The organism is Dactylosporangium sp. NPDC005572 (assembly GCF_040605515.1).
GTDB lineage: Bacteria > Actinomycetota > Actinomycetes > Mycobacteriales > Micromonosporaceae > Dactylosporangium.
The window spans coordinates 1-23,280 of record NZ_JBEXCY010000136.1; the positions used below are offsets into that span (position 1 = coordinate 1).

At 73.0% G+C, this 23,280-nt stretch carries 18 protein-coding genes; 8 read left to right on the forward strand and 10 right to left on the reverse strand.

The features are described from left to right. Nucleotides 1-2,211: CarD family transcriptional regulator (locus ABZS66_RS41945; protein ID WP_354767952.1), on the reverse strand; the 2,211-nt coding region annotated here is incomplete at its 3' end. Between the two features lie 266 nt (nucleotides 2,212-2,477). Between ABZS66_RS41945 and ppc the strand changes: the two genes are divergently transcribed. Further along, nucleotides 2,478-5,303, forward strand: a complete 2,826-nt coding sequence (gene ppc, locus ABZS66_RS41950; RefSeq protein WP_354767907.1) for a phosphoenolpyruvate carboxylase — start codon at nucleotides 2,478-2,480, stop codon at nucleotides 5,301-5,303. Beyond that, a complete protein-coding gene (gene cysC, locus ABZS66_RS41955) occupies nucleotides 5,269-6,876 on the forward strand; it encodes an adenylyl-sulfate kinase (RefSeq protein ID WP_354767909.1) in 1,608 nt (535 codons plus the stop codon). Before ppc ends, cysC begins: the two co-directional genes overlap by 35 nt. Before the next feature lie 342 nt (nucleotides 6,877-7,218). Here the strand turns inward: cysC and ABZS66_RS41960 are convergent, their stop codons facing one another. Next, nucleotides 7,219-7,695 carry a GNAT family N-acetyltransferase gene (locus ABZS66_RS41960; protein ID WP_354767911.1) on the reverse strand — a complete coding sequence of 159 codons (477 nt, stop codon included), beginning with the start codon at nucleotides 7,693-7,695 and terminating at the stop codon, nucleotides 7,219-7,221. A gap of 436 nt (nucleotides 7,696-8,131) precedes the next feature. Between ABZS66_RS41960 and ABZS66_RS41965 the strand changes: the two genes are divergently transcribed. Both ABZS66_RS41965 and ABZS66_RS41970 read left to right on the forward strand, forming a co-directional pair. Then, nucleotides 8,132-8,920, forward strand: a complete 789-nt coding sequence (locus ABZS66_RS41965; RefSeq protein WP_354767913.1) for an alpha/beta fold hydrolase — start codon at nucleotides 8,132-8,134, stop codon at nucleotides 8,918-8,920. Then, entirely contained in the window at nucleotides 8,920-10,137 is a 1,218-nt protein-coding gene (locus tag ABZS66_RS41970; protein ID WP_354767915.1) for a hypothetical protein, read from the forward strand. Before ABZS66_RS41965 ends, ABZS66_RS41970 begins: the two co-directional genes overlap by 1 nt. Nucleotides 10,138-10,162: 25 nt before the next feature. Here ABZS66_RS41970 and ABZS66_RS41975 read toward each other — a convergent pair whose 3' ends face one another. Continuing rightward, the gene (locus tag ABZS66_RS41975; protein WP_354767917.1) at nucleotides 10,163-11,380 is read right to left on the reverse strand and encodes an NADP-dependent isocitrate dehydrogenase; all 1,218 of its coding nucleotides are present in this window, start codon (nucleotides 11,378-11,380) and stop codon (nucleotides 10,163-10,165) included. A 56-nt stretch (nucleotides 11,381-11,436) separates the two neighbouring features. Then, complete coding sequence (locus ABZS66_RS41980; RefSeq protein ID WP_354767919.1) at nucleotides 11,437-11,847, reverse strand: hypothetical protein; 411 nt, start codon at nucleotides 11,845-11,847, stop codon at nucleotides 11,437-11,439. A 37-nt stretch (nucleotides 11,848-11,884) separates the two neighbouring features. Here ABZS66_RS41980 and ABZS66_RS41985 point away from each other — a divergent pair, with 37 nt between their 5' ends. Both ABZS66_RS41985 and ABZS66_RS41990 read left to right on the forward strand, forming a co-directional pair. Continuing rightward, nucleotides 11,885-12,484: a CGNR zinc finger domain-containing protein gene (locus ABZS66_RS41985; RefSeq protein WP_354767921.1), complete on the forward strand. Its 600-nt coding sequence runs from the start codon at nucleotides 11,885-11,887 to the stop codon at nucleotides 12,482-12,484. A gap of 21 nt (nucleotides 12,485-12,505) precedes the next feature. Further along, the gene (locus tag ABZS66_RS41990; protein WP_354767923.1) at nucleotides 12,506-14,071 is read left to right on the forward strand and encodes a PQQ-binding-like beta-propeller repeat protein; all 1,566 of its coding nucleotides are present in this window, start codon (nucleotides 12,506-12,508) and stop codon (nucleotides 14,069-14,071) included. A 677-nt stretch (nucleotides 14,072-14,748) separates the two neighbouring features. Here the strand turns inward: ABZS66_RS41990 and ABZS66_RS41995 are convergent. Next, a complete protein-coding gene (locus ABZS66_RS41995; protein ID WP_354767925.1) occupies nucleotides 14,749-15,615 on the reverse strand; it encodes a bifunctional methylenetetrahydrofolate dehydrogenase/methenyltetrahydrofolate cyclohydrolase in 867 nt (288 codons plus the stop codon). A gap of 30 nt (nucleotides 15,616-15,645) precedes the next feature. On the opposite strand from ABZS66_RS41995, the gene ABZS66_RS42000 reads away from it, so the two are divergent. After that, nucleotides 15,646-16,563: a serine hydrolase gene (locus ABZS66_RS42000; RefSeq protein WP_354767927.1), complete on the forward strand. Its 918-nt coding sequence runs from the start codon at nucleotides 15,646-15,648 to the stop codon at nucleotides 16,561-16,563. On the opposite strand, the gene purH is transcribed toward ABZS66_RS42000, so the two are convergent. Both purH and purN read right to left on the reverse strand, forming a co-directional pair. After that, nucleotides 16,560-18,089 carry a bifunctional phosphoribosylaminoimidazolecarboxamide formyltransferase/IMP cyclohydrolase gene (purH, locus tag ABZS66_RS42005; protein WP_354767929.1) on the reverse strand — a complete coding sequence of 510 codons (1,530 nt, stop codon included), beginning with the start codon at nucleotides 18,087-18,089 and terminating at the stop codon, nucleotides 16,560-16,562. The genes ABZS66_RS42000 and purH overlap by 4 nt on opposite strands. Beyond that, nucleotides 18,076-18,690: a phosphoribosylglycinamide formyltransferase gene (purN, locus tag ABZS66_RS42010; protein ID WP_354767931.1), complete on the reverse strand. Its 615-nt coding sequence runs from the start codon at nucleotides 18,688-18,690 to the stop codon at nucleotides 18,076-18,078. Before purN ends, purH begins: the two co-directional genes overlap by 14 nt. A 198-nt stretch (nucleotides 18,691-18,888) precedes the next feature. Here purN and ABZS66_RS42015 point away from each other — a divergent pair, with 198 nt between their 5' ends. Then, on the forward strand, nucleotides 18,889-19,467 hold the full coding sequence (locus tag ABZS66_RS42015) for a DUF4190 domain-containing protein (RefSeq protein ID WP_354767933.1): 579 nt from the start codon (nucleotides 18,889-18,891) through the stop codon (nucleotides 19,465-19,467). 43 nt (nucleotides 19,468-19,510) lie between these two features. Here the strand turns inward: ABZS66_RS42015 and ABZS66_RS42020 are convergent, their stop codons facing one another. The 3 genes from ABZS66_RS42020 to sucC form a co-directional block, all read right to left on the reverse strand. Further along, entirely contained in the window at nucleotides 19,511-20,818 is a 1,308-nt protein-coding gene (locus ABZS66_RS42020; RefSeq protein WP_354767935.1) for a DUF6350 family protein, read from the reverse strand. A 110-nt stretch (nucleotides 20,819-20,928) separates the two neighbouring features. Next, nucleotides 20,929-21,810 (reverse strand): succinate--CoA ligase subunit alpha, encoded by an 882-nt coding sequence (gene sucD / locus ABZS66_RS42025; RefSeq protein WP_354767937.1) that lies wholly within the window; start codon nucleotides 21,808-21,810, stop codon nucleotides 20,929-20,931. A gap of 5 nt (nucleotides 21,811-21,815) precedes the next feature. Next, on the reverse strand, nucleotides 21,816-22,991 hold the full coding sequence (sucC, locus tag ABZS66_RS42030) for an ADP-forming succinate--CoA ligase subunit beta (RefSeq protein ID WP_354767938.1): 1,176 nt from the start codon (nucleotides 22,989-22,991) through the stop codon (nucleotides 21,816-21,818). Nucleotides 22,992-23,280: the final 289 nt, after the last annotated feature.

Genomic DNA, 23,280 nt, shown 5'->3' on the forward strand with positions numbered 1-23,280 from the left:
CGTCTCGGTCGGGGTCTGGAACCGCGACAGCTGGCGGACCTCCACCGGGAACTGGGCTACCCGGTCGGAGAACGTGTTGAAGTGCTGCTGGGCGAGCAGCGTGGTCGGCACGAGCACGGCGACCTGCTTGCCGTCCTGCACCGCCTTGAACGCGGCCCGCACGGCGATCTCGGTCTTGCCGTAGCCGACGTCGCCGCAGATCAGCCGGTCCATCGGGACCGCCTTCTCCATGTCGCCCTTGACCTCCTCGATCGCGGCGAGCTGGTCGGGGGTCTCGTGGTAGGGGAACGCGTCCTCGAGCTCGCGCTGCCACGGCGTGTCCGGCCCGAAGGCGTGGCCCTGCGAGTTCTGGCGCACCGCATACAGCTGGATGAGCTGCGCGGCGATCTCCCGGACCGCCTTGCGGGCGCGGGACTTCGCCTTCTGCCACTCCGCGCCGCCCATCTTGTGCAGGGTCGGCGTCTCACCCCCGACATAGCGGGAGAGCTGGTCGAGCTGGTCGGTCGGCACGAACAGCCGGTCGCCGGGCTGGCCGCGCTTCGACGCCGCGTACTCGATCACCAGATACTCGCGGTCGGCGCCGTTGACCGTGCGCTGGACCATCTCGACGTAGCGGCCGATGCCGTGCTGCTCGTGCACCACGAAGTCGCCGGTGCGCAGCTCCAGCGGGTCGATCTGGTTGCGCCGGCGGCTCGGCATCCTGCGCATGTCCTTGGTGGACGCGCCCCGGCCGCCGGAGATGTCGGTGCCGGTGATGACGGCCAGCCGGGCACCCTCGTCGAGGAACCCGTTGCCGAGCGACCCGGTGGTGATCGTGACCAGGCCGGCCGGCGGCTCGGCGGTCAGCGTGTCGGCCAGCGACACGCCCAGGTCGGCGTCGCGCAGCACCTCGGCGGCGCGCTGGGCCGGGCCGCTGCCCTCGAACACCAGCGCGATGCGCCAGCCGTCGCCGGCGATCCGCTTGAGGTCGTCGACGACCCGTGCGGTCTCCCCGTGGTACAGCGGGACAGGCTGCGCGGCGAGGGTGATCGCGACGGCGTCGTCGGACACCGTCACCTCGGCGTCCTCGCCGAGCCGCCACGGCTCGACCGCGCGCACCGCGGTGTCCTCGGCGGCGGCGAACGGGCTCAGCGACCACCACGGCTGCCCCAGCGAGGCCGCCGCCGCGCGCACGTCACCCAGGTGGCGGAACGCGGCCGCGCCCAGGTCGATCGGCACCTTGCCGCCGACCGCGGCCGCCGCCCAGCTCGCCTCCAGGAACTCGTCGCTGGTGCGCACCAGGTCGTGGGCCCGGGTCCGGATCCGCTCCGGGTCGCACAGCAGCACGTGGGTGCCGGCCGGCATGGTGTGCAGCACCAGCTCCAGCGAGTCGCCGCCGCCGAGCAGCGCCGGCGCGAGCGACTCCATGCCCTCGACCGGGATGCCGGCGGCGAGCTTGTCGAGCATCTCGGCGAGCTGCGGGTGGTCGGTCGACAGCGCCGCCGCCCGGGCCCGCACCTCCGCGGTGAGCAGCAGCTCCCGGCACGGCGGGGCCCACAGCCGGTCGACCTTCTCGATCGTGCGCTGGTCGGCGACCGCGAACGAGCGGATCTCCTCGACCTCGTCGCCCCAGAACTCCACCCGCAGCGGGTGCTCCTCGGTCGGCGGGAACACGTCGAGGATGCCGCCGCGGACCGCGAACTCGCCCCGCTTGGTGACCAGGTCGACCCGCGCGTAGGCGAGGTCGGCCAGCCGGGTGACCAGCGCGTCGAGGTCGGCCGCGCCACCCGGGCTCAGCTCGATCGGCTCCAGGTCGCCGAGGCCCTTGAGCTGCGGCTGCAGCACCGAACGGACCGGCGCCACGACGACCCGGGGGCGCGGCGCCACCTCGGTCGGGTGGGCCAGCCGGCGCAGCACGGCGAGCCGCTTGCCGACCGTGTCGGAGCGCGGGGACAGCCGCTCGTGCGGCAGCGTCTCCCAGGCCGGGTAGACGGCGACGGCGTCCGGGTCGAGCAGGCACCCCAGGGCGGCGGCCAGGTCCTCGGCCTCCCGCCCGGTGGCGGTGACCGCGAGCACCGGCCGCTCGGCGGCGACGGCGGCGACGAGGAACGCCCGCAGCGACGGCGGCCCGGTCAGGTCGACCTGGTCGGAGTGCCCGGCGCGGGCGAGGTCACGGGCCCGGGCGAGGCCCGGGTCGGCGAGGGCGGCGGAGGTGAGACCGGCGAGCTTCATGGCGGTGTGCGACCCAATCTGCACGGCAAACAACCCCGCGCCCGGAACGGACGGGGGTGGTCGATGCGGTTACCAGAGTATCCGCCCGGTATGACACTTCGCCGCCGTCGTCGGGGGCCGCCGCGATCACCGTGCGTGAGAGGCTGGTTAGAGACATCACTCACCGACCGCGCCCGGGGCGGCGCCGTAGCCGATACGATGCCGGTGAAATCGGACAGCGCCGTCCCCCCAAGCCGAGCCGACCACACCGCTAGGGGGACGTTCCCATGTCCGCAGAAGCTCCCGCGTCGAGCGCAACCGACGCCGCGCTGCGCGCTGACATCCGACGGCTGGGATCGCTGCTCGGCCAGAGCCTGGTCCGCCAGGACGGCCAGCACCTGCTCGACCTGGTCGAGGAGGTGCGCGCCCTGGTGCGCACCGACCCGGAGGCCGCCGCCGAGCGCCTGCACGGCCTCGACGTGGTCACGGGCACGCAGCTGGCCCGGGCCTTCTCGACGTACTTCCACCTCGCCAACATCACCGAGCAGGTCCACCGCGCCCGTGAGCTGCGCCGCATCCGGGTCCGCGAGGGCGGCTGGCTGGAGCGGGCCGCGAAGCTGATCGCCGACCGCGGCGTGGGCGTGCGCGAGATCGGCTCGATCGCCTCGAAGCTCGGCGTGCGCCCCGTCTTCACCGCCCACCCCACCGAGGCGGCCCGCCGCTCGATCCTCACCAAGCTGCGCGCCGTCGCCGACGAGCTCGACGCCGAGTCCGTCGCCACCGCGCTCGACGGCTCGCTGGAGCCCGACAAGACCCGCACGGCGCGCACCGACCTGCGCCTCGCCGAGCTGCTCGACCTGCTGTGGCAGACCGACGAGCTGCGCCTGGAGCGCCCGGAGCCGTCCGACGAGGCCCGCAACGCCGTCTACTACCTGGCCGACCTGGCCGAGGGCGCCGCCCCGCAGGTCCTCGACGACCTCTACGAGACGCTCAAGGACCTCGGGGTACAGCTGCCGCCGACCGCCCGCCCGCTCACCTTCGGCACGTGGATCGGCGGCGACCGCGACGGCAACCCGTTCGTCACCCCGGCGGTGACCCGCGACGTGCTGCTCATCCAGCACGAGTACGGCATCCGGACGGCCGAGAGTGTGATCGACACGCTGATCGACGAGCTGTCCGTGTCCAAGCGGCTGCGCGGGGTGTCGCTCGACCTGTCCGCGAGCCTCGCCGCCGACCTGGACAACCTGCCGGAGCTGCCGGCCCGCTACCGCCGGGTCAACCTGGAGGAGTCCTACCGGCTCAAGCTGCGCTGCATCCGGCTCAAGCTGCAGCACACCCGCAGCCGCCTGGCCACCGGCACGCCGCACAAGCAGGGCCGCGACTACCTCGGCACCGCCGAGCTCATCGCCGACCTCGAGCTCATGCGCGCGTCGCTGGCCCGCAACGGCGGCCAGCTCGCCGCGACCGGCCGGCTCGCCTCGGCGATCCGCACGCTCTCCGCGTTCGGCCTCCAGCTGGCCACGCTCGACGTCCGCGAGCACGCCGACCAGCACCACGAGGTCCTCGCGCAGCTGTACCGCCGGGTCGGCGAGCTCGACTACGCGGCGCTCGACCGCGACTCCCGCCGCCAGCTGCTCATCGACGAGCTCAACGGCCGCCGCCCGCTGGCGACCCGCGACACGTCGCTCAGCGACTCGGCCCGCAAGACGTTCGAGGTGTTCTCGGCGATCCGCGAGGTCCAGGACCGCTTCGGCCCCGAGGTGATCGAGACCTACATCATCTCGATGACCCAGGGCATCGACGACGTCCTCGCCGCCGTGGTGCTGGCCCGCGAGTGGGGCCTCGTCGAGGTGAGCGCCGGCGCCGGGTTCGGCGGCGCGTCGATGGAGTCGGCCCGCGCCCGGGTCGGCTTCGCCCCGCTGCTGGAGCAGGCCCGCGAGCTCGAGATGGCCGGCGAGCTGCTCGACGACCTGCTGTCGATCCCGGTGTACCGCGCGATCGTCCGCGCCCGCGGCGACGTGCAGGAGGTCATGCTCGGCTACTCCGACTCCAACAAGGACGCCGGCATCACGACCTCGCAGTGGATGATCCACAAGGCCCAGCGGCAGCTGCGCGACGTCGCCGCCCGCCACGGCGTCCGCCTGCGGCTCTTCCACGGCCGCGGCGGCACCGTCGGGCGGGGCGGCGGCCCCACCCACGAGGCGATCCTGGCCCAGCCGTGGGGCACGCTCGACGGCGCGATCAAGGTCACCGAGCAGGGCGAGGTCATCTCCGACAAGTACACGCTGCCGGCCCTCGCGCGGGAGAACCTGGAGCTCACGCTGGCCGCGGTACTCCAGTCGGCCCTGCTGCACACCGAGCCGCGGCAGCCCGCCGAGGCGCTGGCCCGCTGGGACGCGGCCATGGAGACCGTCTCGTCCGCCGCGTTCGCCAACTACCGGGCGCTCGTCGAGAACCCGGACCTTCCGGGGTACTTCTGGGCGGCCACCCCGACGGAGCTCCTGGGCGCGCTGAACATCGGCTCGCGCCCGGCGAAGCGGCCCAACGCCGACGCGGGCCTGTCCGGCCTGCGGGCGATCCCGTGGGTCTTCGGCTGGACCCAGTCCCGCCAGATCGTGCCGGGCTGGTTCGGCGTCGGCAGCGGCCTCAAGGCGGCGCGGGAGGCGGGGCTTTCCGAGGTACTGCGGGAAATGCACGAGAAGTGGCACTTCTTCGGCACGTTCCTGTCCAACGTCGAGATGATGCTGGCGAAGACCGACCTCGAAATCGCGTCCCGCTACGTCGACACGCTGGTCCCGGAGCACCTGCGCCCGATCTTCGACGTCATCCGGGAGGAGTACGAGCGCACGGTCGAGGAGGTCCTGGCGATCACCGGCGAGGCCGCGCTGCTGGACCGCCAGCCCGTCCTGCACCGCACGCTCGGCGTCCGGGACAGCTACCTCCAGCCGCTGCACCACCTGCAGGTCACGCTGCTCGACCAGTACCGCGCGAGCAAGGCGGCCGACAGCGGCGCCTGGGGCGGCGGGCGGAAGGCGTCGCCCGACCCGGCGCTCGAACGGGCGCTGCTGACGACCATCAATGGCATCGCGGCGGGCATGCGGAACACCGGTTGACCGCTTTGGCAGACTGTCGGTCGTGGCTGTGAACGGTTGGGCTGTCGATGGCTGGGCGTTGCCGGACGAGGTGCTGCGAGACGCACCGATCTATACCCCCAAGCCGTCGGAACTGGCCGACCTGGAGCTGCTGCTCTCCGACGCGTATGCCCCGCTGACCGGGTTCCTCGGCTCGTCCGACCTGATCGCGCTGCGGCGCACCGGGCGGCTGGCCGACGGCACGGCGTGGCCGGTGCCGGTCACCCTGGAGGTGCCGCGCAACCTCGCCGAGCAGCTCGACGTCGGCAACCCGCTGCGCCGGGTGCTGGTGCTCGCCGACCTGGAGGGCGCGCCGATCGCGGCGCTGGACACGACCGAGGTCTACCCGGCCCGCAAGACCACGGCCGGGGTGGCCGGCCGGGTCCGGCGCCTCGGCGACGGCGGCCACGGCGCGTTCCGCCGCATGCGGCGCACGCCCGCCGAGGTCCGCGAGACGCTGCCGGCCGGCCGCATCCTGGGCGTGATCGCCGACCGCCCGCTGCACCGCCCCCAGCTGGCCCAGATCGCCCGGGCCGCCCGCACGCTCGCCGCGCACCTGCTCGTCCTGGTCCCGGTCGACAGCCCCGGCCCCGACGGCCTCGCCCCCGAGGCCCTGGTGCGCTGCGTGCTCGCCGCCCGCGACCGCATGCCGTCGTCCACGATCGTGGCGCTCCCGCTGCCGCACCACGACGGCGACGACATCCGCGACGCGATGCTGCGCACCCGCGTCGCCGCCGCGTACGGCGTCACGCATCTGCTGGCCTCCAGCGAGTCGATGCTCTCCGGCGGCGGCCTGCGCGTGCTGGTCCCCCGCGAGCTGGCCTACGACGGCCGCGACGGCCAGTGGCGCTCACTCGACGACATCCCGCCCCGCCACCGCCGCCTCCCGCTGACCACCGCCGAGATCGACGACCACCTGGACCGCGGGACGATCCTGCCCGAATGGCACACCCCGCCGGCGGTGGCCCGCGAGCTGGCCCGCGCCCGCCCGCCCCGCCGCCAGCGCGGCCTGGTCGTGTTCTTCACCGGCCTGTCCGGCTCGGGCAAGTCCACGATGGCCACCGGCGTCGCGGACGCGCTGCAGGAGACCGGCGAGCGCACGATCACGCTGCTCGACGGCGACATCGTCCGCCGGCACCTGTCGGCCGGCCTGGGCTTCTCGGCCGAGGACCGCGACACGAACATCCGCCGCATCGGCTGGGTGGCGGCCGAGATCGGCCGCCACGGCGGCGTGGCCGTGTGCTGCCCGATCGCCCCGTACCGCGACTCCCGCGCCGCGGCCCGCAACTTCGCCCGCAACGCCGGCGCGGGCTTCGTGCTCGTCCACGTCTCGACCCCGCTGGAGGAGTGCGAGCGCCGCGACCGCAAGGGCCTGTACGCGAAGGCCCGGGCGGGCCTGATCAAGGGCATGACGGGCATCGACGACCCGTACGAGGTGCCGCTGGACGCCGAGCTGACGATCGACACGACGGGCCTGTCACACGGCGAGGCGGTCACGACCGTCCTGCGCTACCTGGGCGGCAACGGCTGGATCGACCCCCGCCCGATCCCCTGACCGTCCCGGTGCGGCGTGTTTCATGATCGTGGGAAACATCCGGTCGCCCTGACAGCCAGCTGTTTCCCTCGATCATGGGGCGCGCCGTGATGATCGCGGTCTGGGCACCGAACGGCCTCGCCTGACGCGCCGCTCCATGATCGATGGAGAGTTTTGGCTGCCATGGCGACCAGAAGTCGCCATCGATCATGAAATCCGGCCGTCAGGCCAGGTCGAGGGCCGACGTCAGCCCTCGGGGCGGCGTGTCTGTCACGGTCGGTGACGGGACGGTGGGGCGATTTGGCGGGGCGGGGTACGTTGATTGGGAAACGTGTCCGCATCGACGTGAGACCTTGCTGGTCCTCAGATCCCGAGGTGCTTGCCCAGCGAGACGCCGCCGCCCTCGAAGCCGTTGGCCGCGTAGAAGCGCTGGGCGCCCGAGTTGGCGTGGTGGATGCCCGCGGAGAGGTACGCGACGCCGCGCTGCCGCGCCCAGTCCTCCGCCGCCGCCAGCAGCGCCGCGCCGACGCCCGACGAGCGGGCCTCCGGGAGGACCACGGTGTGCACCAGCGCGCGGAGGGACGGGTGCAGGATCTGGTGGTCGGGCGGGTCGGGCTGGAGGAGGACCTCGACCAGGCCGACCACCCGGCCCGCTGCGGACTCGGCGACCAGCAGGGCGTCGGTGCCGGCGGCCAGCGTCGCCATGAAGTAGGCCGCCACCACTGCGGGGTCCGGGACGCGGTACGCCGCCGGGTCGAGGGCGACGTGCGCTTCGGCGTTGGCGTGGCGCAGCGCGACCAGGGCCGCGAGGTCGGAGCCGCGCGCGGGGCGAACCAGCATGCACCGCAGGTTACTGGCGCGGCCCGGCGGCGCTGCACGGCCCGGCGGCGCTGCACGGCTCGACGGCACGGGGGTGAGTCCGGCCTAATTGCGGGCCGGGCGGCTCTTCGTCATCGGGATGTAGAGCGGGGTCCTGGGCGATCTCGGCGCTGAACGTCGCCGCAGGACCGGATCGTTTGAGAGCTGGAGACGGCCCGCCACCCGGAGATCGCCGGCTCGGGCACCGGAGCCGGCCGCGTCCACGGCGGGCAGGCCTGCTGGTCCGCCGCCACCGGCAACCGCCTCGACGCATGGCGCTGGACCAGGGCCGCGATGCGCTCGAACTGGCGCGAGCCGCGCGCCGCGATCGCGCCGGCCGCCGTCACCGGCGTCGTCAAGGTCGAAAGCGTGCTCGGGGCCCTCCACCGGAGGGGCCACGGCATCTAGAGTCGCCTCTATGAGGGTGCGCGTGGGGGAAGGCGTCTCGCTCAACGTCCGGGTGTTCGGTGCCGACGCTCGCGGGACGCCGTTCCTGCTGGTCCACGGCCTGTCGTCGAACGCCCGCCTGTGGGACGGCGTGGCCGCCGCGCTGGCCGGCCATCCGGTCTACGCGGTCGACCTGCGCTCGCACGGCGAGTCGGACGCGCCCCCGACCGGCTACGACACCGCGACGGCCGCCGACGACCTCGCCGCGGTCTGCGACCTCCTGGACCTGCCGGCCGCGATCGTCGCCGGCCAGTCGTGGGGCGGCAACGTCGTGGTACAGCTCGCCGCCCGTTTCCCGTCCCGGGTCGCGGCCCTGGCCCTGGTCGACGGCGGCTGGATCCACCTGGCCGCCCGTTTCCCCTCCTGGGAGGCGTGCGCCGCCCGGCTCCGCCCGCCGGACGTCAGCGCGATCACCGCCACCACCCTGCGCGCCTCGCTCCGCGCCACCCACCCCGACTGGGAGCCGTGGGCGATCGAGGCAACGATCGCCAACCTCGCCGTCGGTCCCGGCGACTCGCTGCGCCGCCGGCTGCCCGTCGACCGGCACATGAGCATCCTGCGGAGCATGTGGGACGACCCACCGCAGCCGTACTACCCGCGCGTCGAGGCCCCCGTCCTGGCCATCCCCGCCGGCAGCGCCGAGGCCGACCTGGCCGGCCTGCGCGACGTGAAGGTCCGCCCGTACCCCGGCGGCGACCACGACCTGCACGCCCAGCACCCGGCGTCGATCGCCGCCGACCTGCTCGGGCTGGTGCCCTGATGACCGGCCTGCTCGTGATCATGGGCTCGGGCGAGACCGCCCCCACGATGGTCAAGCCCCACCGCGAGATCTTCGAGCGCTGCGGCGACCGCCCTGCCGTCCTGCTCGACACGCCGTACGGCTTCCAGGAGAACGCCGACGACATCTCCACCCGCGCCCTGAAGTACTTCGCCGACAGCACCAGCCACCGCGTGTCGGTCGTCAACTGGCGCACCACCCCGCCCCCCGGCCTGGACCGCGAGCGGGCCCTGGCTGACCTGCGGTCGGCGGGCTGGCTGTTCGCCGGGCCGGGGAGCCCGACCTACGCCCTCCGCCAGTGGACGGACACAGAGATTCCACTGGTACTGCAGGAGGCCGTGGCCCGCGACGCGGTCGTTCTGTTCGCGAGCGCCGCGGCCCTGACCCTGAGCTCCCACACGATCCCGGTCTACGAGATCTACAAGGTCGGCGCCGACCCGGCCTGGGCGCCGGGCCTGGACCTGATCCGCCCCCTGACCGGTCTGCCGGCGGTGATCATCCCCCACTACGACAACGCCGAGGGCGGCCACCACGACACCCGCTTCTGCTACCTGGGCGAGCGCCGCCTGCGGATGCTGGAGCCCGAACTGCCGGACGACTCGTTCATCCTGGGCGTCGACGAACACACGGCAGCGGTGTTCGACCCGTCCGCCGCCACGGTCCGCGTGCTGGGCAACGGCGGCCTGACACTGCGCCGCAACGGCGAGTCCCGCTGGTGGCCGGCGGGCACGCTGCTCCCCTTCACCGCCTTCACGGGTGCGAACCAGCCCGACGACCCGTCCGAGTCCTCGGACCCCCCGGCCCCGCCGTCCTCGCGCCCGGATCTCCCGGCCACGTCCCTGGGCGCGGAGACCCTCACGGCGGTGACCCGCTTCGACACCTGCTACGAGGCCCGCGACGTCGACGGCTGCGTGGCCGCGGCCCTGGACCTGGAGCAGTCGATGCACGACTGGATCGCCGACACGGATGTCTCCGACGAACGCGAGCAGGCCAGATCCGCCCTGCGACGCATGCTCGTCCGCCTGGGCGGCCTGGCCGGCACCGACCGCCTGACCCCGCTGGTCACCGCCCTGGTGACCCTGCGCACATCGGCCCGCGAGGCCAGGGACTGGGCCCTGAGCGACGCCCTCCGCGACGCAATGCAGACGGCCGGGGTGTCCGTACAGGACACCCCGGCCGGCCCGGTCGTCACCTACTGACCGCCATTGACCACCCTGGGTCGTGTCAGGCGGCGAGCTTCTTGGCGAGGTTCTGGTCGAGCGCGTTCATGAACTCGTCCGTGGTCAGCCACGGGGCGTCGCGGGCGATGAGCAGGGCGAGGTCCTTGGTCATCTGGCCGCCCTCGACGGTCTCGACGCAGACCTGCTCAAGCGTGTTGGCGAAGCCGGTCACCTCGGGCGTGCCGTCGACCTTGCCACGGTGGGCCAGGCCGCGCGTCCACGCGAAGATCGAGGCGATCGGGTTGGTCGAGGTCTTCTCGCCCTTCTGCCACTGCCGGTAGTGCCGGGTGACCGTGCCGTGCGCCGCCTCGGCCTCGACCGTCTTGCCGTCCGGGGTCATCAGCACGCTGGTCATCAGGCCGAGCGAGCCGAAGCCCTGGGCGACGGTGTCGGACTGGACGTCACCGTCGTAGTTCTTGGCGGCCCAGACGAAGCCACCCTCCCACTTCAGCGCGGCGGCGACCATGTCGTCGATGAGCCGGTGCTCGTAGGTCAGGCCCGCCGCGGCGAACGCGTCCTTGAACTCGGCCTCGAAGACCTCGGCGAACAGGTCCTTGAACCGGCCGTCGTACGCCTTCAGGATCGTGTTCTTCGTCGACAGGTACACCGGGTAGCCCCGGTCGAGCCCGTAGCGGAACGACGCCCGCGCGAAGTCGCGGATCGAGTCGTCGTAGTTGTACATCCCCATCGCGACGCCGCCGCCGGGGAAGTTGGCGACCTCGAACTCCATCGGGGCGCTGCCGTCAGCCGGGGTGTAGGTGACGGTGACCTTGCCCGGGCCGGGCACGACGAAGTCGGTCGCCTTGTACTGGTCGCCGTGGGCGTGACGGCCGATGATGATCGGCTTGGTCCAGCCCGGGACGAGCCGCGGCACGTTGGCCATGATGATCGGCTCGCGGAAGACCACGCCGCCGAGGATGTTGCGGATCGTGCCGTTCGGCGACCGCCACATCTTCTTGAGCTTGAACTCCTCGACGCGAGCCTCGTCCGGCGTGATCGTGGCGCACTTGACACCGACGCCGTACTGCTTGATGGCGTTGGCGGCGTCGATCGTCACCTGGTCGTCGGTCTGGTCGCGGAACTCGATCGACAGGTCGTAGTACTTCAGGTCGACGTCGAGATACGGCAGGATCAGCTGCTCGCGAATCTGCTTCCAGATGATGCGGGTCATCTCGTCGCCGTCGAGCTCGACGACAGGGTTGTTTACCTTGATCTTCGCCATCGGCCAGGCGCTCCTCTCGGGCCTTCTTCCCTAGCAGTACGAGCGTACTGGATGGGTCAGCTCGTGAGGACGCCGACCCCCAGGCTGACCACGCCCACCGCTAAGGACAGCGCACCCACCCAGACCAGGGCAATCGCCGCGTTCGGCTCGTTACGGTCCTTGCCCGCCGAGGCCGCGAAGAAGCCGCCCGACATGAGGATGGCCGCCGCCAGGACGCAGATCCGCGACAGCCAGCCGACGGCGCCGCCGAGGTGCGCCAGCTCGGCGTACAGAATCCCGACCAGGCCCAGCGTGACCAGAACGCCGGCGTGGGCGTGACCGGCCCGCGCGAAGGCCTTCTGGAACGGGGTCATCGGGACCGCACCACGAACGATCTTCGTGAGGAACCAGCCCCCGACCTCGATCGTCACGATCGACAGCAGCGCGACGCCGGCCAGGATCCGCCCGGCATCGGTGAACTCGAACATGCCCGCTCCCCGTCACTGTCTAAGTTACGCTATGGCGGTGACGATAGACGAGGGTGGGATCACTGGTCAAGTCGAGATAGACAGTTACGTCGAGACGTATGTCGAACTCTGCCTGACGCTGGTGAACGACCTGGCCGTGCCGACCCGGCAGGGGCGGCCCGCCGAGGGGTTGCGCGGCGCCTTCGCCGATCTGGCGGGGAGCACCCGCCTGCGGGGGCACGACGTGTCGTCGGCCGACGTCGACGTGCTGACCACGGTCGCCGGCCGATTACGGGCCGCCCTCGACGCCTGCCTGGCCGGCGACCTGCACAGCGCGGCCGGGGTGCTCAACGGCGTGCTGCGGGAGCACGGCGCGGTGCCGAACCTGCACGCGAGCCCCGACGGGCTGCCGCAACTGTCCTTCCACGCCCACTCGGCCACGATCGTCGACGCCTGGGCCGCCGAGTCCGCCACCGCCGTGGCCTTCCTGGTCGGCACCCGGCAGGCGCACCGGCTCGGCCAGTGCGCCGCCGACACCTGCGACGCGTACTTCCTCGATGCTACGAAGAACACGTCCCGCCGCTTCTGCTCGCTGGCGTGTCAGAACCGAGCGAAGTCGGCGGCTTACCGACAGAAGCGGCGGTCGAAATTGTCATAGGGACCCGTCATTCTGTTTGCCGTGAAACTCGTCGTCCGCCTCTGCGGGTTCATCGTCCTGGCGCTCGGCATCGCCGCCACCGTCGCCGGCCTCGCGCTGCCCTGGACCCTCTCCGGCGGCCTGCACCCCGACCTGACGACGATCGCCGGGATCGCCTTCCTGGGCCCGCTGCTGTGCCTGCTCTGCCTCGCCTACGCCCGCCACGAGCCGCGCCGCTTCCGGCTGATCGCCGCGGTCGCCGCCGTCGCCGCGGTGGCCGCCCTCCTCGTCGCCGTCGGCCTGGCGCGGCTGGTGTCACCGGGCGCGGGCGTCGCCGTCGGCGGCCCGCTCACCGTCGCCGGCACGGCGTTCGCCGCGCTCGGCTGGATCCTGCTGCTCGTCGCCGGGCCGGGCCGGATCGCGCCCACCGGCCGCCGGTCCTGGCTGGCCGGGGCCGTCACGGTGGCGCTGGTGCTGCTCACGGCGTTCATCGGCATCGACTGGGCGCGGGAGGGCCGGTTCGTCGACGCGACCACGGCCGGCGCCCAGCCGTCCGGCTCCGCCCCCGCCTGGCCGCTGCAGCTGGCCGGGGTGCAACTCGTCGGCGTGCACAACGAGCTGGTGATCCTGCGCGGCACCGACGGCATCCGGGCGGTCTGGCTCGGCACAGGCACGACCGCCTGGCAGTATCTGCGCTCCGACCTGCCCAGCTCGACGGCCGGCCTGGTCGACGGCGCGGTGGTCGTGGTGTTCGGCACCGACGACGGGATCCTGGTCACGGCGCTCGACGCGGGCACCGGCGCGGAGCGGTTCTCGCGGCGGTTCGCCTCGGGAAAGATGGCGACCGTCCGGGCCGCGGGGCGCATCGCCGTCCTGTCCAACCTCGGCATCGGGGCCGGCGACCTGCTCGGGATCGACGCCCGCGACGGCGCGCTGAGCTGGCGGTGGGCCCCGGAGCGCAACGGCGGCCCGTGCGACGTGACCGACCTGGCCTCGACGTCCGACACCGTCGCCGTGGCCATGCGGTGCCGCGCCACGGGCGTCGACGACATGGCCGTGGGCCTGACCGCCGACAGCGGCGCCGAGCGGTGGTCCTGGCACGCCATCCAGCGCACCAACCCGGAGCTGCGCGTGTTCGCCGTCGGCGCGGGCTTCGTGACGGTGACCGGCGTCCCGCACCGCGCGACGTACATGGACGCCGTGACCGGCTCGGTCGGCGCCCGCCACGACGCCGCCGGGGCCCTGACCGTCGCCGCGGGGGCCGTCCTGCTCTACGCGGAGCCCAGCGCCGACCGCCCGCACCTGGCTGCCGTCGACGCCCGCACGGGCGGCGTGAAGTGGGACGTGGCGTTACCCGGCCTGGGCGGCCACCAGCCGCTCACGGGCGCGGCCGACGGCGAGCGGGCCCACCTGCTCTGGCGCTCCGCGGACGGCGCGCTGCGCCTGGTGACGGTCGCCACCGAGAACGGCGCGATGCCGTCCTCCCCCCGCACGATCGCCTGCCCGACCGCGTGCCCGGCCACGACGGCCGTAGCCGCAGGCGCCGGCCACACGGCGGTCACGGTCCACGACCCGAAGGCCACGACGCTGTACCTGACCGTCCCGTAGCCGGCCGCCCAGCGCACCGAGGCCCGCGGCCGCGCCCCGCCCGAGGAGTCCGCGGGCCGGGAGCGCCGCGGACCCAAGGCGAGCGCGGACCCAAGAGCACCGCGGGCCCGGGAGGGCGTTGGCCCAGGCAGGCGCGGGCCCAGGCAGGCGCGGGCCCAGGCAGGCGCGGGCCCAGGCAGGCGCGGGCGATAACGACGCGGACCGGGAGGGCGCGGACCCAAAGCGGGCGCGAACCCAAAGGGCCGCCGGCGACAACGGCACGGACCGGGAGGGCGCGAGCCGAGGAGAGCGTGGGCCCCCAGGGCCGAAACGGCGATCAAACCGCGATCACCGGAGGCAACGGGGCCTGCCGCGCGGCTGGGCGAGGTAGGAGCTCATCGCCCGGAATCGCTGCCTGGCCAGGCGGCTGGCGAGGGCCCGGCCTGCACCGGGCTCCATCCTGCGAGTTGCCCACCCGGCGGGGCGCGTCATGGGGACGACCCCCGGCTCCCCATGATCAAGGGAAACTTCTGGTCGCTATGACAGCCAGATTCTTCCCTTGATCATGAAGTCGACGGCGGCGGGACCAGAGGAGCTGGCGCGAAACGGGGCGGGCGCGACCGGGAGCGGCGGGCGGCATCCGAACCCCGGGCGGCGCGGGCCAGCGCCCAAGCGGGCCAGCGGGCCAGCGGGCCAAACTATGACGTGGCGCGTTCGGCCAGTTCGACTACGTTGGTGAGGAGCATGGCCCTGGTCATCGGGCCTACGCCGCCCGGCATCGGGGCCAGGTAGCCGGCCACCTCGGCCACCTCCGGGGCCACGTCGCCCACCAGGCGGGCCTTGCCGTCCTCGCCCACCACGCGCGTGACGCCCACGTCCAGGACGGTGGCGCCGGGCTTCACCATGTCCGCCGTGAGCAGGCCCGCGGAGCCCGCGGCCACGATCACGATGTCGGCCGTGCGGGTGTGGGCGGCCAGGTCGCGGGTGCCGGTGTGGCACAGCGTGACCGTCGAGTTCTCGGACTTGCGGGTGAAGATCAGGCCCAGGGGGCGGCCGGCCGTCGTGCCGCGGCCGATCGCTGTCACCTCGGCGCCGTTCAGCGGGACGTCGTAGTGGCGCAGCAGCTGGACGATGCCGTTCGGGGTGCACGGGAGCGGGGCCGGGATGTTCAGGACCAGGCGGCCCAGGTTCGTCGGGTGCAGGCCGTCGGCGTCCTTGGCGGGGTCGACCAGCTCGAGGATCCGCTGCTCGTCCAGGCCCTTCGGCAACGGCAGCTGCACGATGTAGCCGGTGCAGGCGGGGTCCTCGTTCAGCTCGCGGACGGCGGCCTCCACCTCGGCCTGGGTGGCGGTCTCCGGCAGGTCGCGGCGGATCGACGCGATGCCGACCTCGGCGCAGTCGCGGTGCTTGCCGGCGACGTACGCGTGCGAGCCGGGATCGTCGCCCACCAGGATCGTGCCCAGGCCGGGGACCACGCCGCGGTCGGCCAGGGCCTTCACCCGGCCGCGGAGGTCGTCCTTGATCGCCGCCGCTGTCGCCTTGCCGTCCAGAATCGTCGCCGTCACGGGAAGGATCCTGCCACTAGAGTTCGGGAGATGTCCGTGCGGCGTGGCGTAGTCGCCCTCCTCACCCTGCTGACGCTCGCCGCGTGCGGGGACAACGCCCCCACCCAGGCGAGCCCGAACCAGGCGAGCACCCAGACCAGCGCCCAGGCGAGTGCCGAGGGCGGCACGCAGGGGCTGGGCCAGCCGAGCGCCCAACCGAGCGGCAGCGCCGCGCAGAGCCGCCAGCAGCAGGCCAAGGCGTTCGTCGAGCAGCAGCCCGGCACGATCGGCATCGTCGTGCGGGACCGCACCACCGGGCAGGTCTGGAAGGCCGGGAACACCACCGCCACCACCTGGACCGCCTCGACGATCAAGCTCGCGATCGCGGCCGACCTGCTCGAGCGGCAGCGGGCCGGGGCGCTCAAGCTCGACCAGACCGACAAGGGCAACCTCGACAAGGCGCTGATCAACTCGGACAACGACGCCGCCACGGCGCTGTGGAACAGGTACGACGGGCCGGGGATGCTCGAGCGCTTCAAGCAGCGGTTCGGCATGCGGTCGCTCGCGGTCGTCCAGGGGCAGGAGACCTTCTGGCGGAACCTGCGGTGCAGCGCCGACGACCTGCAGAACCTGATGTCGTACGTGCTGGAGAAGCTCGCCCCGGAGGACCGGGCGTACCTGGTCGGCACCCTGCGCAAGGTCGCGAGCAACCAGCGGTGGGGCGTGTGGGCGGCCGGCAGCGCGCTCAAGCCCGGCAACAAGGACGGCTGGGCGCAGAAGCCGGTCAACGGCCGGACCGTCTGGGTGACCCACACGGTCGGGTTCGCGGGCGACGGCGAGCGCTACGTGGTCGCCGCGATGTACGAGCAGGGCGCGAGCGGGACCTTGGCGAAGGGCGCGCACGTCGTGAGCGACGCGGTCGCGCTGTACTTCGGTGCCAAGGTCCCGGCGCCGGTGACGCTGCCCTAGTGGTAGAAGTGCCGCGTCCCGGTGAGGTACATCGTGACGCCGGCCGCCTCGGCCGCCTTGATCACGTCCTCGTCGCGGATCGAGCCGCCCGGCTGCACGATCGCCTTGATGCCCGCGTCGAGGAGCACCTGCGGCCCGTCGGCGAACGGGAAGAACGCGTCGGACGCCGCGACCGAGCCGGACGCGCGGTCGCCGGCCCGGGAGACCGCGAGCCGCACCGAGTCCACCCGGTTCACCTGGCCCATGCCGACGCCGACCGTCGCGCCGCCGGAGGCCAGCAGGATCGCGTTCGACTTGACCGCCCGCACCGCGCGCCAGGCGAACGTCAGGTCGCGCAGGGTCTCCGCGTCGGCCGCCGCGCCGGTGACGAGCTTCCAGTTGGCGGGGTCGTCGCCGTCGGCGTCGACGCGGTCCGCGGACTGCACGAGCACGCCGCCGGAGATCTGCCGCGACTCGGCCGCCGCCGGCTGCCAGGCCGGGGCGCGCAGCACCCGCAGGTTCTTCTTGGCGGTCAGCAGCGAGACCGCGCCGTCCTCGTACGACGGTGCCACGACGACCTCGGTGAAGATCTCGCTGATCTGCTTGGCCAGGTCGACGGTGACGGGAGCGTTGACCGCGATCACCCCGCCGAAGGCGCTGACCGGGTCGCAGGCGTGGGCCTTGCGGTGCGCCTCGGCCACGTCGGCGCCGATCGCGATGCCGCACGGGTTGGCGTGCTTGATGATCGCGACGCACGGCTCGGTGAAGTCGTGCGCGGCGCGCCAGGCGGCGTCGGCGTCGACGTAGTTGTTGTAGGACATCTCCTTGCCGCCGAGCTGCTCGGCCTGGGCCAGGCCGGGGGCGGCCGCGGGGTCGGCGTAGAGGGCCGCCGCCTGGTGCGGGTTCTCGCCGTACCGCAGCGTGGCCGAGCGGCGCAGCGCGGTTCCGGCGAAGTCGGTGGAGAACCAGGCCGCCACGGCGACGTCGTACTCGGCGATGTGCGCGAACGCGGACGCGGCCAGCGCCCGCCGCTCGTCCAGCGTGAAGCCGCCGTCGGCCAGCGCCTGCAGTACTGCCGGATAATCCGAAGGCGACGTGACCACGGCGACGCTGGGGAAGTTCTTGGCCGCCGCGCGGACCATGGCCGGCCCGCCGATGTCGATCTGCTCGACGCACTCGTCCTCGGTCGCGCCGGAGGCGACGGTCTCGGTGAACGGGTACAGGTTCGACACGAGCAGCTCGAACGGGGCGATGCCCAGCTCGCCGAGCTGCGCCGCGTGGGCCTCCAGCCGCAGGTCGGCGAGCAGGCCGGCGTGCACGCGGGGGTGCAGCGTCTTGACCCGCCCGTCGAGCGTCTCCGGGAACCCGGTGAGCTCCTCGACCCGGGTGACCGGCAGGCCCGCCGCCTCGATCCGGGAGGCCGTCGAGCCGGTGGAGACCAGCTCGACCCCGGCGCCGGCCAGGGCGCGGGCGAGGTCCTCCAGTCCGGTCTTGTCGTACACGCTGATGAGCGCGCGCCTGATGGGACGCCGGTTAGCCACGGCCAAGCCTGACCTTTCGTTCGTTGACGGTCCAGCCGTCGCGCGCCATCCGCCCGACCGTGTCGACCAGCTGGCGGCGCTCGGCCACTTTGATCCGCTCCAGGAGCGTGTCCTCGGTGTCGTCGTCGAGGACGGGCACCGCGACCTGCGCGATGATCACCCCGGTGTCGACGCCGCTGTCGACGAAGTGGAGCGTGGCACCGGCGAGCTTCACGCCGTAGGCGAGCGCGTCGCGCGGGCCGTGTATACCCGGGAACGCCGGGAGCAACGCATTGTGCGTGTTGACGTAGCGGCCCTCGAACTCGGCCAGGAAACGCGGCCCGGCGAGCTTGAGGAAGCCGGCGGAGACGATGAGGTCCGGGTCGTACCGCCGGCAGGCCGCGGTCAACGCGGCGTCCCACGCGTCCCGGTCGGCGAAGTCCTTCACCCGCGTCACGAAGGTCGGCACCCCGTGCTTCTCGGCGCGGGTGAGCCCCTCGATCCCGTCCCGGTCGGCGCCGACGGCGACGACCGCCGCCCCGTAGGCCGGGTCGGCGGCGGCGTCGAGAAGGGCCTGCAGGTTGGAGCCGGAGCCGGACACGAGCACGACAAGCCGAACGGTCACCACGAAACTCTATCGACCGGGTCGGCCCTGCTCAGCGCCGGGCTGCTGGACATTACCGGATAAACTTGTTCAAAAGGCCGAACTACTCTACGCAGAGTTGATCCGGACCAGTACGCTGCCGAAGTTCCGTATCCCCCTCGGGACTACCCTGGTGCGAATCACCACCAGCGGAAGTTGTCCCTAGCCTTAGGAGCCACATCAATGGGCTACCCACCACCGGGCCAGGATCCGTACGGGCAGCAGCCCAACCAGGATCCCTACGGTCAGCCCCAGTACGGTCAGCCGCAGTACGGCCAGCCGCAGCAGCCGTCGTACCAGGACCCCTACGCGCAGCCGCAGCAGCCCGCGTACCAGGACCCGTACGCGCAGCCGCAGCAGCCGGCCTACCAGGACCCCTACGCGCAGCAGCCGCCGGTCTCCGGCTCGCCCTACCCGACCTCGGGCGGCGCCTACCCGACCTCCGGCGGAGCGTACCCGCAGCAGGGTTACGGCACTCCGGGGTACGGCGGCCAGCAGCCGCAGAACACGCTCGGCCTCGTCGGCATGATCCTGGGCATCGCCTCGATCCCGCTGCTGTGCTGCTTCTACATCGGCTTCCCGCTCGGCATCGCCGCGGTCGTCCTCGGCTACCTGGGCCTGAACAAGGCCAAGCAGGGTCTCGCCACCAACCGCGGCATGGCCCTCGCCGGCCTCATCTGCGGTGGCGTCACGATCGGCCTCTTCATCCTGTTGATGATCCTCTGGGCGGCCGGCACCGCGACGAGCTTCACCTACCCGTAAGCCGTCAGGAACACCGGAGCTGACACTGGAGAGGAGCGCGGGGCTACCCGCGCTCCTCTTTTGCGCGCAGGACGAGCTTGGTGGCGGTCGTCGCGAGCAGCGTGCCGATCGACGTCATGAGCATGGCCACGAACGCCACCGCCCCGGCGCGCGGCCCGACGTCGGCGAGCCCGCCGCCGCCGAGCGAGCCGCCGGACGCGACGCACGCCAGGCCGAGCAGGACGCCGGCGACCGGGCCGGTCAGGGCCGCCGCGCCGAGCAGCGGCCACCAGCCCCGGTCGGCGTCGTCGCGCAGCGACCGGCGGGCCAGGAGCCACCCGGCGAGCAGGGCCGCCGCGAGCGGGAGGCCGAGCAGGAGCGGCGCCCATCCGGTGGCCGGCGTCGACGGGAGCCCGGCCAGCAGTGGTACCGCGGGCAGCGGCCCGACCGACACCTCCGCCGCGCTGATCGTGGTCTCCGAGCCGATCTGGAAGCCGGGCCCGACCACGTAGCTGGCCGCCCAGGTGGCGACGTTCGGGGCGAAGAACCCGCACACGACGACCAGCCCGACCTGCCCGGCGATGCCGGTGTGGTAGTCGTCGATGATCTGGCTCGCGTCGCCGAAGCTGACCGCCACCGCCATGCCGCTCACGGCCGCGCCCGCCCCGAGCACGAGCAGGGCGACGACGGCTCCCGTGCGGGTCGCGTCGCGGATGACGCCGGGGAGCCGGGCCGCCAGCCGGGCGACGCCCCGCGCCTCCGTGAACGCGCCCAGCCCGGCGGTGACCAGCGCGAAAGCGGCGAGGGTGAGGCCGGCCCGGACGACCGGGAGCTCGGCGCCCCGGTGCCCGGCGACGGCGGCGGCGATGGCACCGAGGATGCCGTAGGCGACCGCGACGGCGGCCGCCGCCCGTGCCGCCGGCCAGGGGGACCACCGGCCGCGCTTCGCCCTGGGCCTGCCGCGGGCGCCGATGGCCCGGGCGGTGTGGACGCCGGCCCGGTACACCCGCCAGGCCGCGACGATGGTGAGGCCCAGCGGTGCGAGGCTGATCGCGCCGGAGCCGGTGGTCAGCGGTACGAAATGGGCCAGCAGCCAGCCGGCGGCCCCGAGCCGCAGGGTCTGGCCCAGCGGGGCGCCGGAGCTGTCGGAGGACTGCAGCAGCCAGACCACGACCAGGGTCGGCACGAGCGACACCAGCGCCGCCCAGAGGGTGGTGACCGTCGCCGCGAGGACGAGCGGGGCACGCCGCGCCGGGCGGCGGGCGGGTGGCTTGCCCCGCACCGGCCGCCGCTGGTCGGGCGGGCGCACGGTCTTCCGGTCGGCGAGCCGGGTCGGTGTCCCGTCCTCCGGTTCCTCAGGGGTGGTGGGCATCGGGTCTCACTCTGTCAAAGACCGGACGGCCGGTCACTCACCCCGGCCGTCCGAATCCCCGCGTATTCCAGAGCGGTCCAGAGCCGGCAGGCCCCCGACCGAAACGTCAGCTACAGCGAATTCACGAGGTCGCGCATGAGGTTCGCGGTCTCGGTCGGGGTCTTGCCGACCCGCACACCGGCCGCCTCGAGCGCCGCCTTCTTGGCGTCGGCGGTGCCCGCCGAGCCGGAGATGATCGCGCCCGCGTGGCCCATGGTCTTGCCGGGCGGCGCGGTGAAGCCGGCGATGTAGCCGACGACCGGCTTGCGCACGCTGGCCCGGATGAAGTCCGCGGCCCGCTCCTCGGCGTCGCCGCCGATCTCGCCGATCATGACGATCGCGGCGGTCTCCGGGTCGGCCTCGAACGCGGCGAGCGCGTCGATGTGCGTCGTGCCGATGACCGGGTCGCCGCCGATGCCGATGCACGTCGAGAAGCCGATGTCGCGCAGCTCGTACATCATCTGGTACGTCAGCGTGCCCGACTTGCTGACCAGGCCGATCTTCCCGGGGCCGGTGATGTCGGCCGGGATGATGCCGGCGTTGGACTTGCCGGGGCTCGCGATGCCGGGGCAGTTCGGCCCGATGATGCGGGTCTTGCCGCCCTGCGCGTGGGCCCAGAACGCGGCGGTGTCGTGCACCGGCACGCCCTCGGTGATGACCACGGCGAGCGGGATCTGCGCGTCGATCGCCTCGATCGCGGCGGACTTCGTGCCCGCCGGCGGGACGAAGATCACGCTGGTGTCGGCGCCGGTCTGGTCGATCGCCTCCGCGACGCTCGCGAAGACCGGCAGCTTCGTGCCGTCGAAGTCGACCTGCTGGCCCGCCTTGCGCGGGTTGACGCCGCCGACCACGTTCGTGCCCGCGGCGAGCATCCGCCGGGTGTGCTTGGAGCCCTCGGCACCGGTCATGCCCTGGACGATGACCTTGCTGGACTCGGTCAGCCATACCGCCATGGTCGTTACACCCCACTCGCTGCGAGCTCGGCGGCGCGGCGGGCCGCCCCGTCCATCGTGTCGACCCGCTCGATGAGCGGGTTGGCGGCGTCGTCGAGGATGCGGCGCCCCTCCTCGGCGTTGTTGCCGTCGAGGCGGACCACGAGCGGCTTGGTGACCGCCTCGCCGCGGTCCTTGAGCAGTTGCAGGGCCTGCACGATGCCGTTGGCGACCGCGTCGCAGGCGGTGATGCCGCCGAAGACGTTGACGAAGACGCTCTTCACGTCGGGGTCGCCGAGCACGATCTCCAGGCCGTTGGCCATGACCTGCGCGCTCGCGCCGCCGCCGATGTCGAGGAAGTTGGCCGGCTTGCTGCCGAGGCCCTCGCCCGCGTAGGCGACCACGTCGAGCGTCGACATGACCAGGCCCGCGCCGTTGCCGATGATGCCGACGTTGCCGTCGAGCTTCACGTAGTTGAGGTTCTTCTCCTTGGCCGCCTGCTCCAGCGGGTCGACCGAGGCCTTGTCCTCGAGCTCCGCATGGTCGGGGTGACGGAAGTCCGCGTTGGCGTCCAGCGTGACCTTCGCGTCGAGGCACAGCACGGTGCCGTCGGCGGTCTTGGCGAGCGGGTTCACCTCGACGAGCGTCGCGTCCTCGGCGACGAACGCCTGCCAGAGCCTGACCGCGATGGCCACGACCTGGTCGGCGACGTCGGCCGGGAACTGCGCCTGCTCGACGATCTTCCGCGCGGTCGCCTCGTCGACGCCCTTGGCCGCGTCGATCGCGACCTTGGCCACCTTCTCCGGCGCGTCGTGCGCGACCGTCTCGATCTCCATGCCGCCGGCCACGCTGGCGATGCACAGGAACGTGCGGTTCGCCCGGTCGAGCAGGTAGGAGAAGTAGTACTCCTCGGCGATGTCGGCCGTGGTGGTGACCATCACCTTGTGGACCGTGTGGCCCTTGATGTCCATCCCGAGGATGTTGGTGGCGTGGGTGGTCGCCTCGTCGGCGCCCTCGGCCAGCTTGACGCCGCCGGCCTTGCCACGGCCGCCGACCTTCACCTGAGCTTTGATGACGACCCGCCCGCCGAGCTCCTCGGCGATCGCCCGGGCCTCTTCAGGGGTCTCGGCGACGCCGCCGCCCAGCACGGGAAGGCCGTGCTTGGCGAAGAGGGCGCGCCCCTGGTACTCGTACAGGTCCACAGTGGTCCCGATCCGTCAACCATGCCGTCTGCCCCATCGCGAGGACGGCTCAACGATCGCAGCCTAACCAGGAAGCTCCACCCGAGCCGCGCGCGGTCTCCCTATGTGCGCGATTCCACTCCGGCTGTCCCGGACGGGGGACGTGCGTAACCGCCCTCCGGGGCCGTCGTTGAGAGCAGTGTCGGCCCGCCCACGGGGCAAACACCTCCGGGCCGGGCCGGCACCAGGACGGTCGATGCCCTGCCGATCGAGGGGTGGCGGCGCAGCGTCGAGCGATAGAGGGGCCGGA

Coding starts and splice junctions, on each gene's coding strand:
- ppc (WP_354767907.1), top strand. CDS start 2,478: ATGTCCGCAGAAGCTCCCGCGTCGAGCGCAACCGACGCCGCGCTGCGC.
- cysC (WP_354767909.1), top strand. CDS start 5,269: ATGGCATCGCGGCGGGCATGCGGAACACCGGTTGACCGCTTTGGCAGA.
- ABZS66_RS41960 (WP_354767911.1), bottom strand. CDS start 7,695: ATGCTGGTTCGCCCCGCGCGCGGCTCCGACCTCGCGGCCCTGGTCGCG.
- ABZS66_RS41965 (WP_354767913.1), top strand. CDS start 8,132: ATGAGGGTGCGCGTGGGGGAAGGCGTCTCGCTCAACGTCCGGGTGTTC.
- ABZS66_RS41970 (WP_354767915.1), top strand. CDS start 8,920: ATGACCGGCCTGCTCGTGATCATGGGCTCGGGCGAGACCGCCCCCACG.
- ABZS66_RS41975 (WP_354767917.1), bottom strand. CDS start 11,380: ATGGCGAAGATCAAGGTAAACAACCCTGTCGTCGAGCTCGACGGCGAC.
- ABZS66_RS41980 (WP_354767919.1), bottom strand. CDS start 11,847: ATGTTCGAGTTCACCGATGCCGGGCGGATCCTGGCCGGCGTCGCGCTG.
- ABZS66_RS42000 (WP_354767927.1), top strand. CDS start 15,646: ATGTCCGTGCGGCGTGGCGTAGTCGCCCTCCTCACCCTGCTGACGCTC.
- ABZS66_RS42015 (WP_354767933.1), top strand. CDS start 18,889: ATGGGCTACCCACCACCGGGCCAGGATCCGTACGGGCAGCAGCCCAAC.
- ABZS66_RS42020 (WP_354767935.1), bottom strand. CDS start 20,818: ATGCCCACCACCCCTGAGGAACCGGAGGACGGGACACCGACCCGGCTC.
- sucD (WP_354767937.1), bottom strand. CDS start 21,810: ATGGCGGTATGGCTGACCGAGTCCAGCAAGGTCATCGTCCAGGGCATG.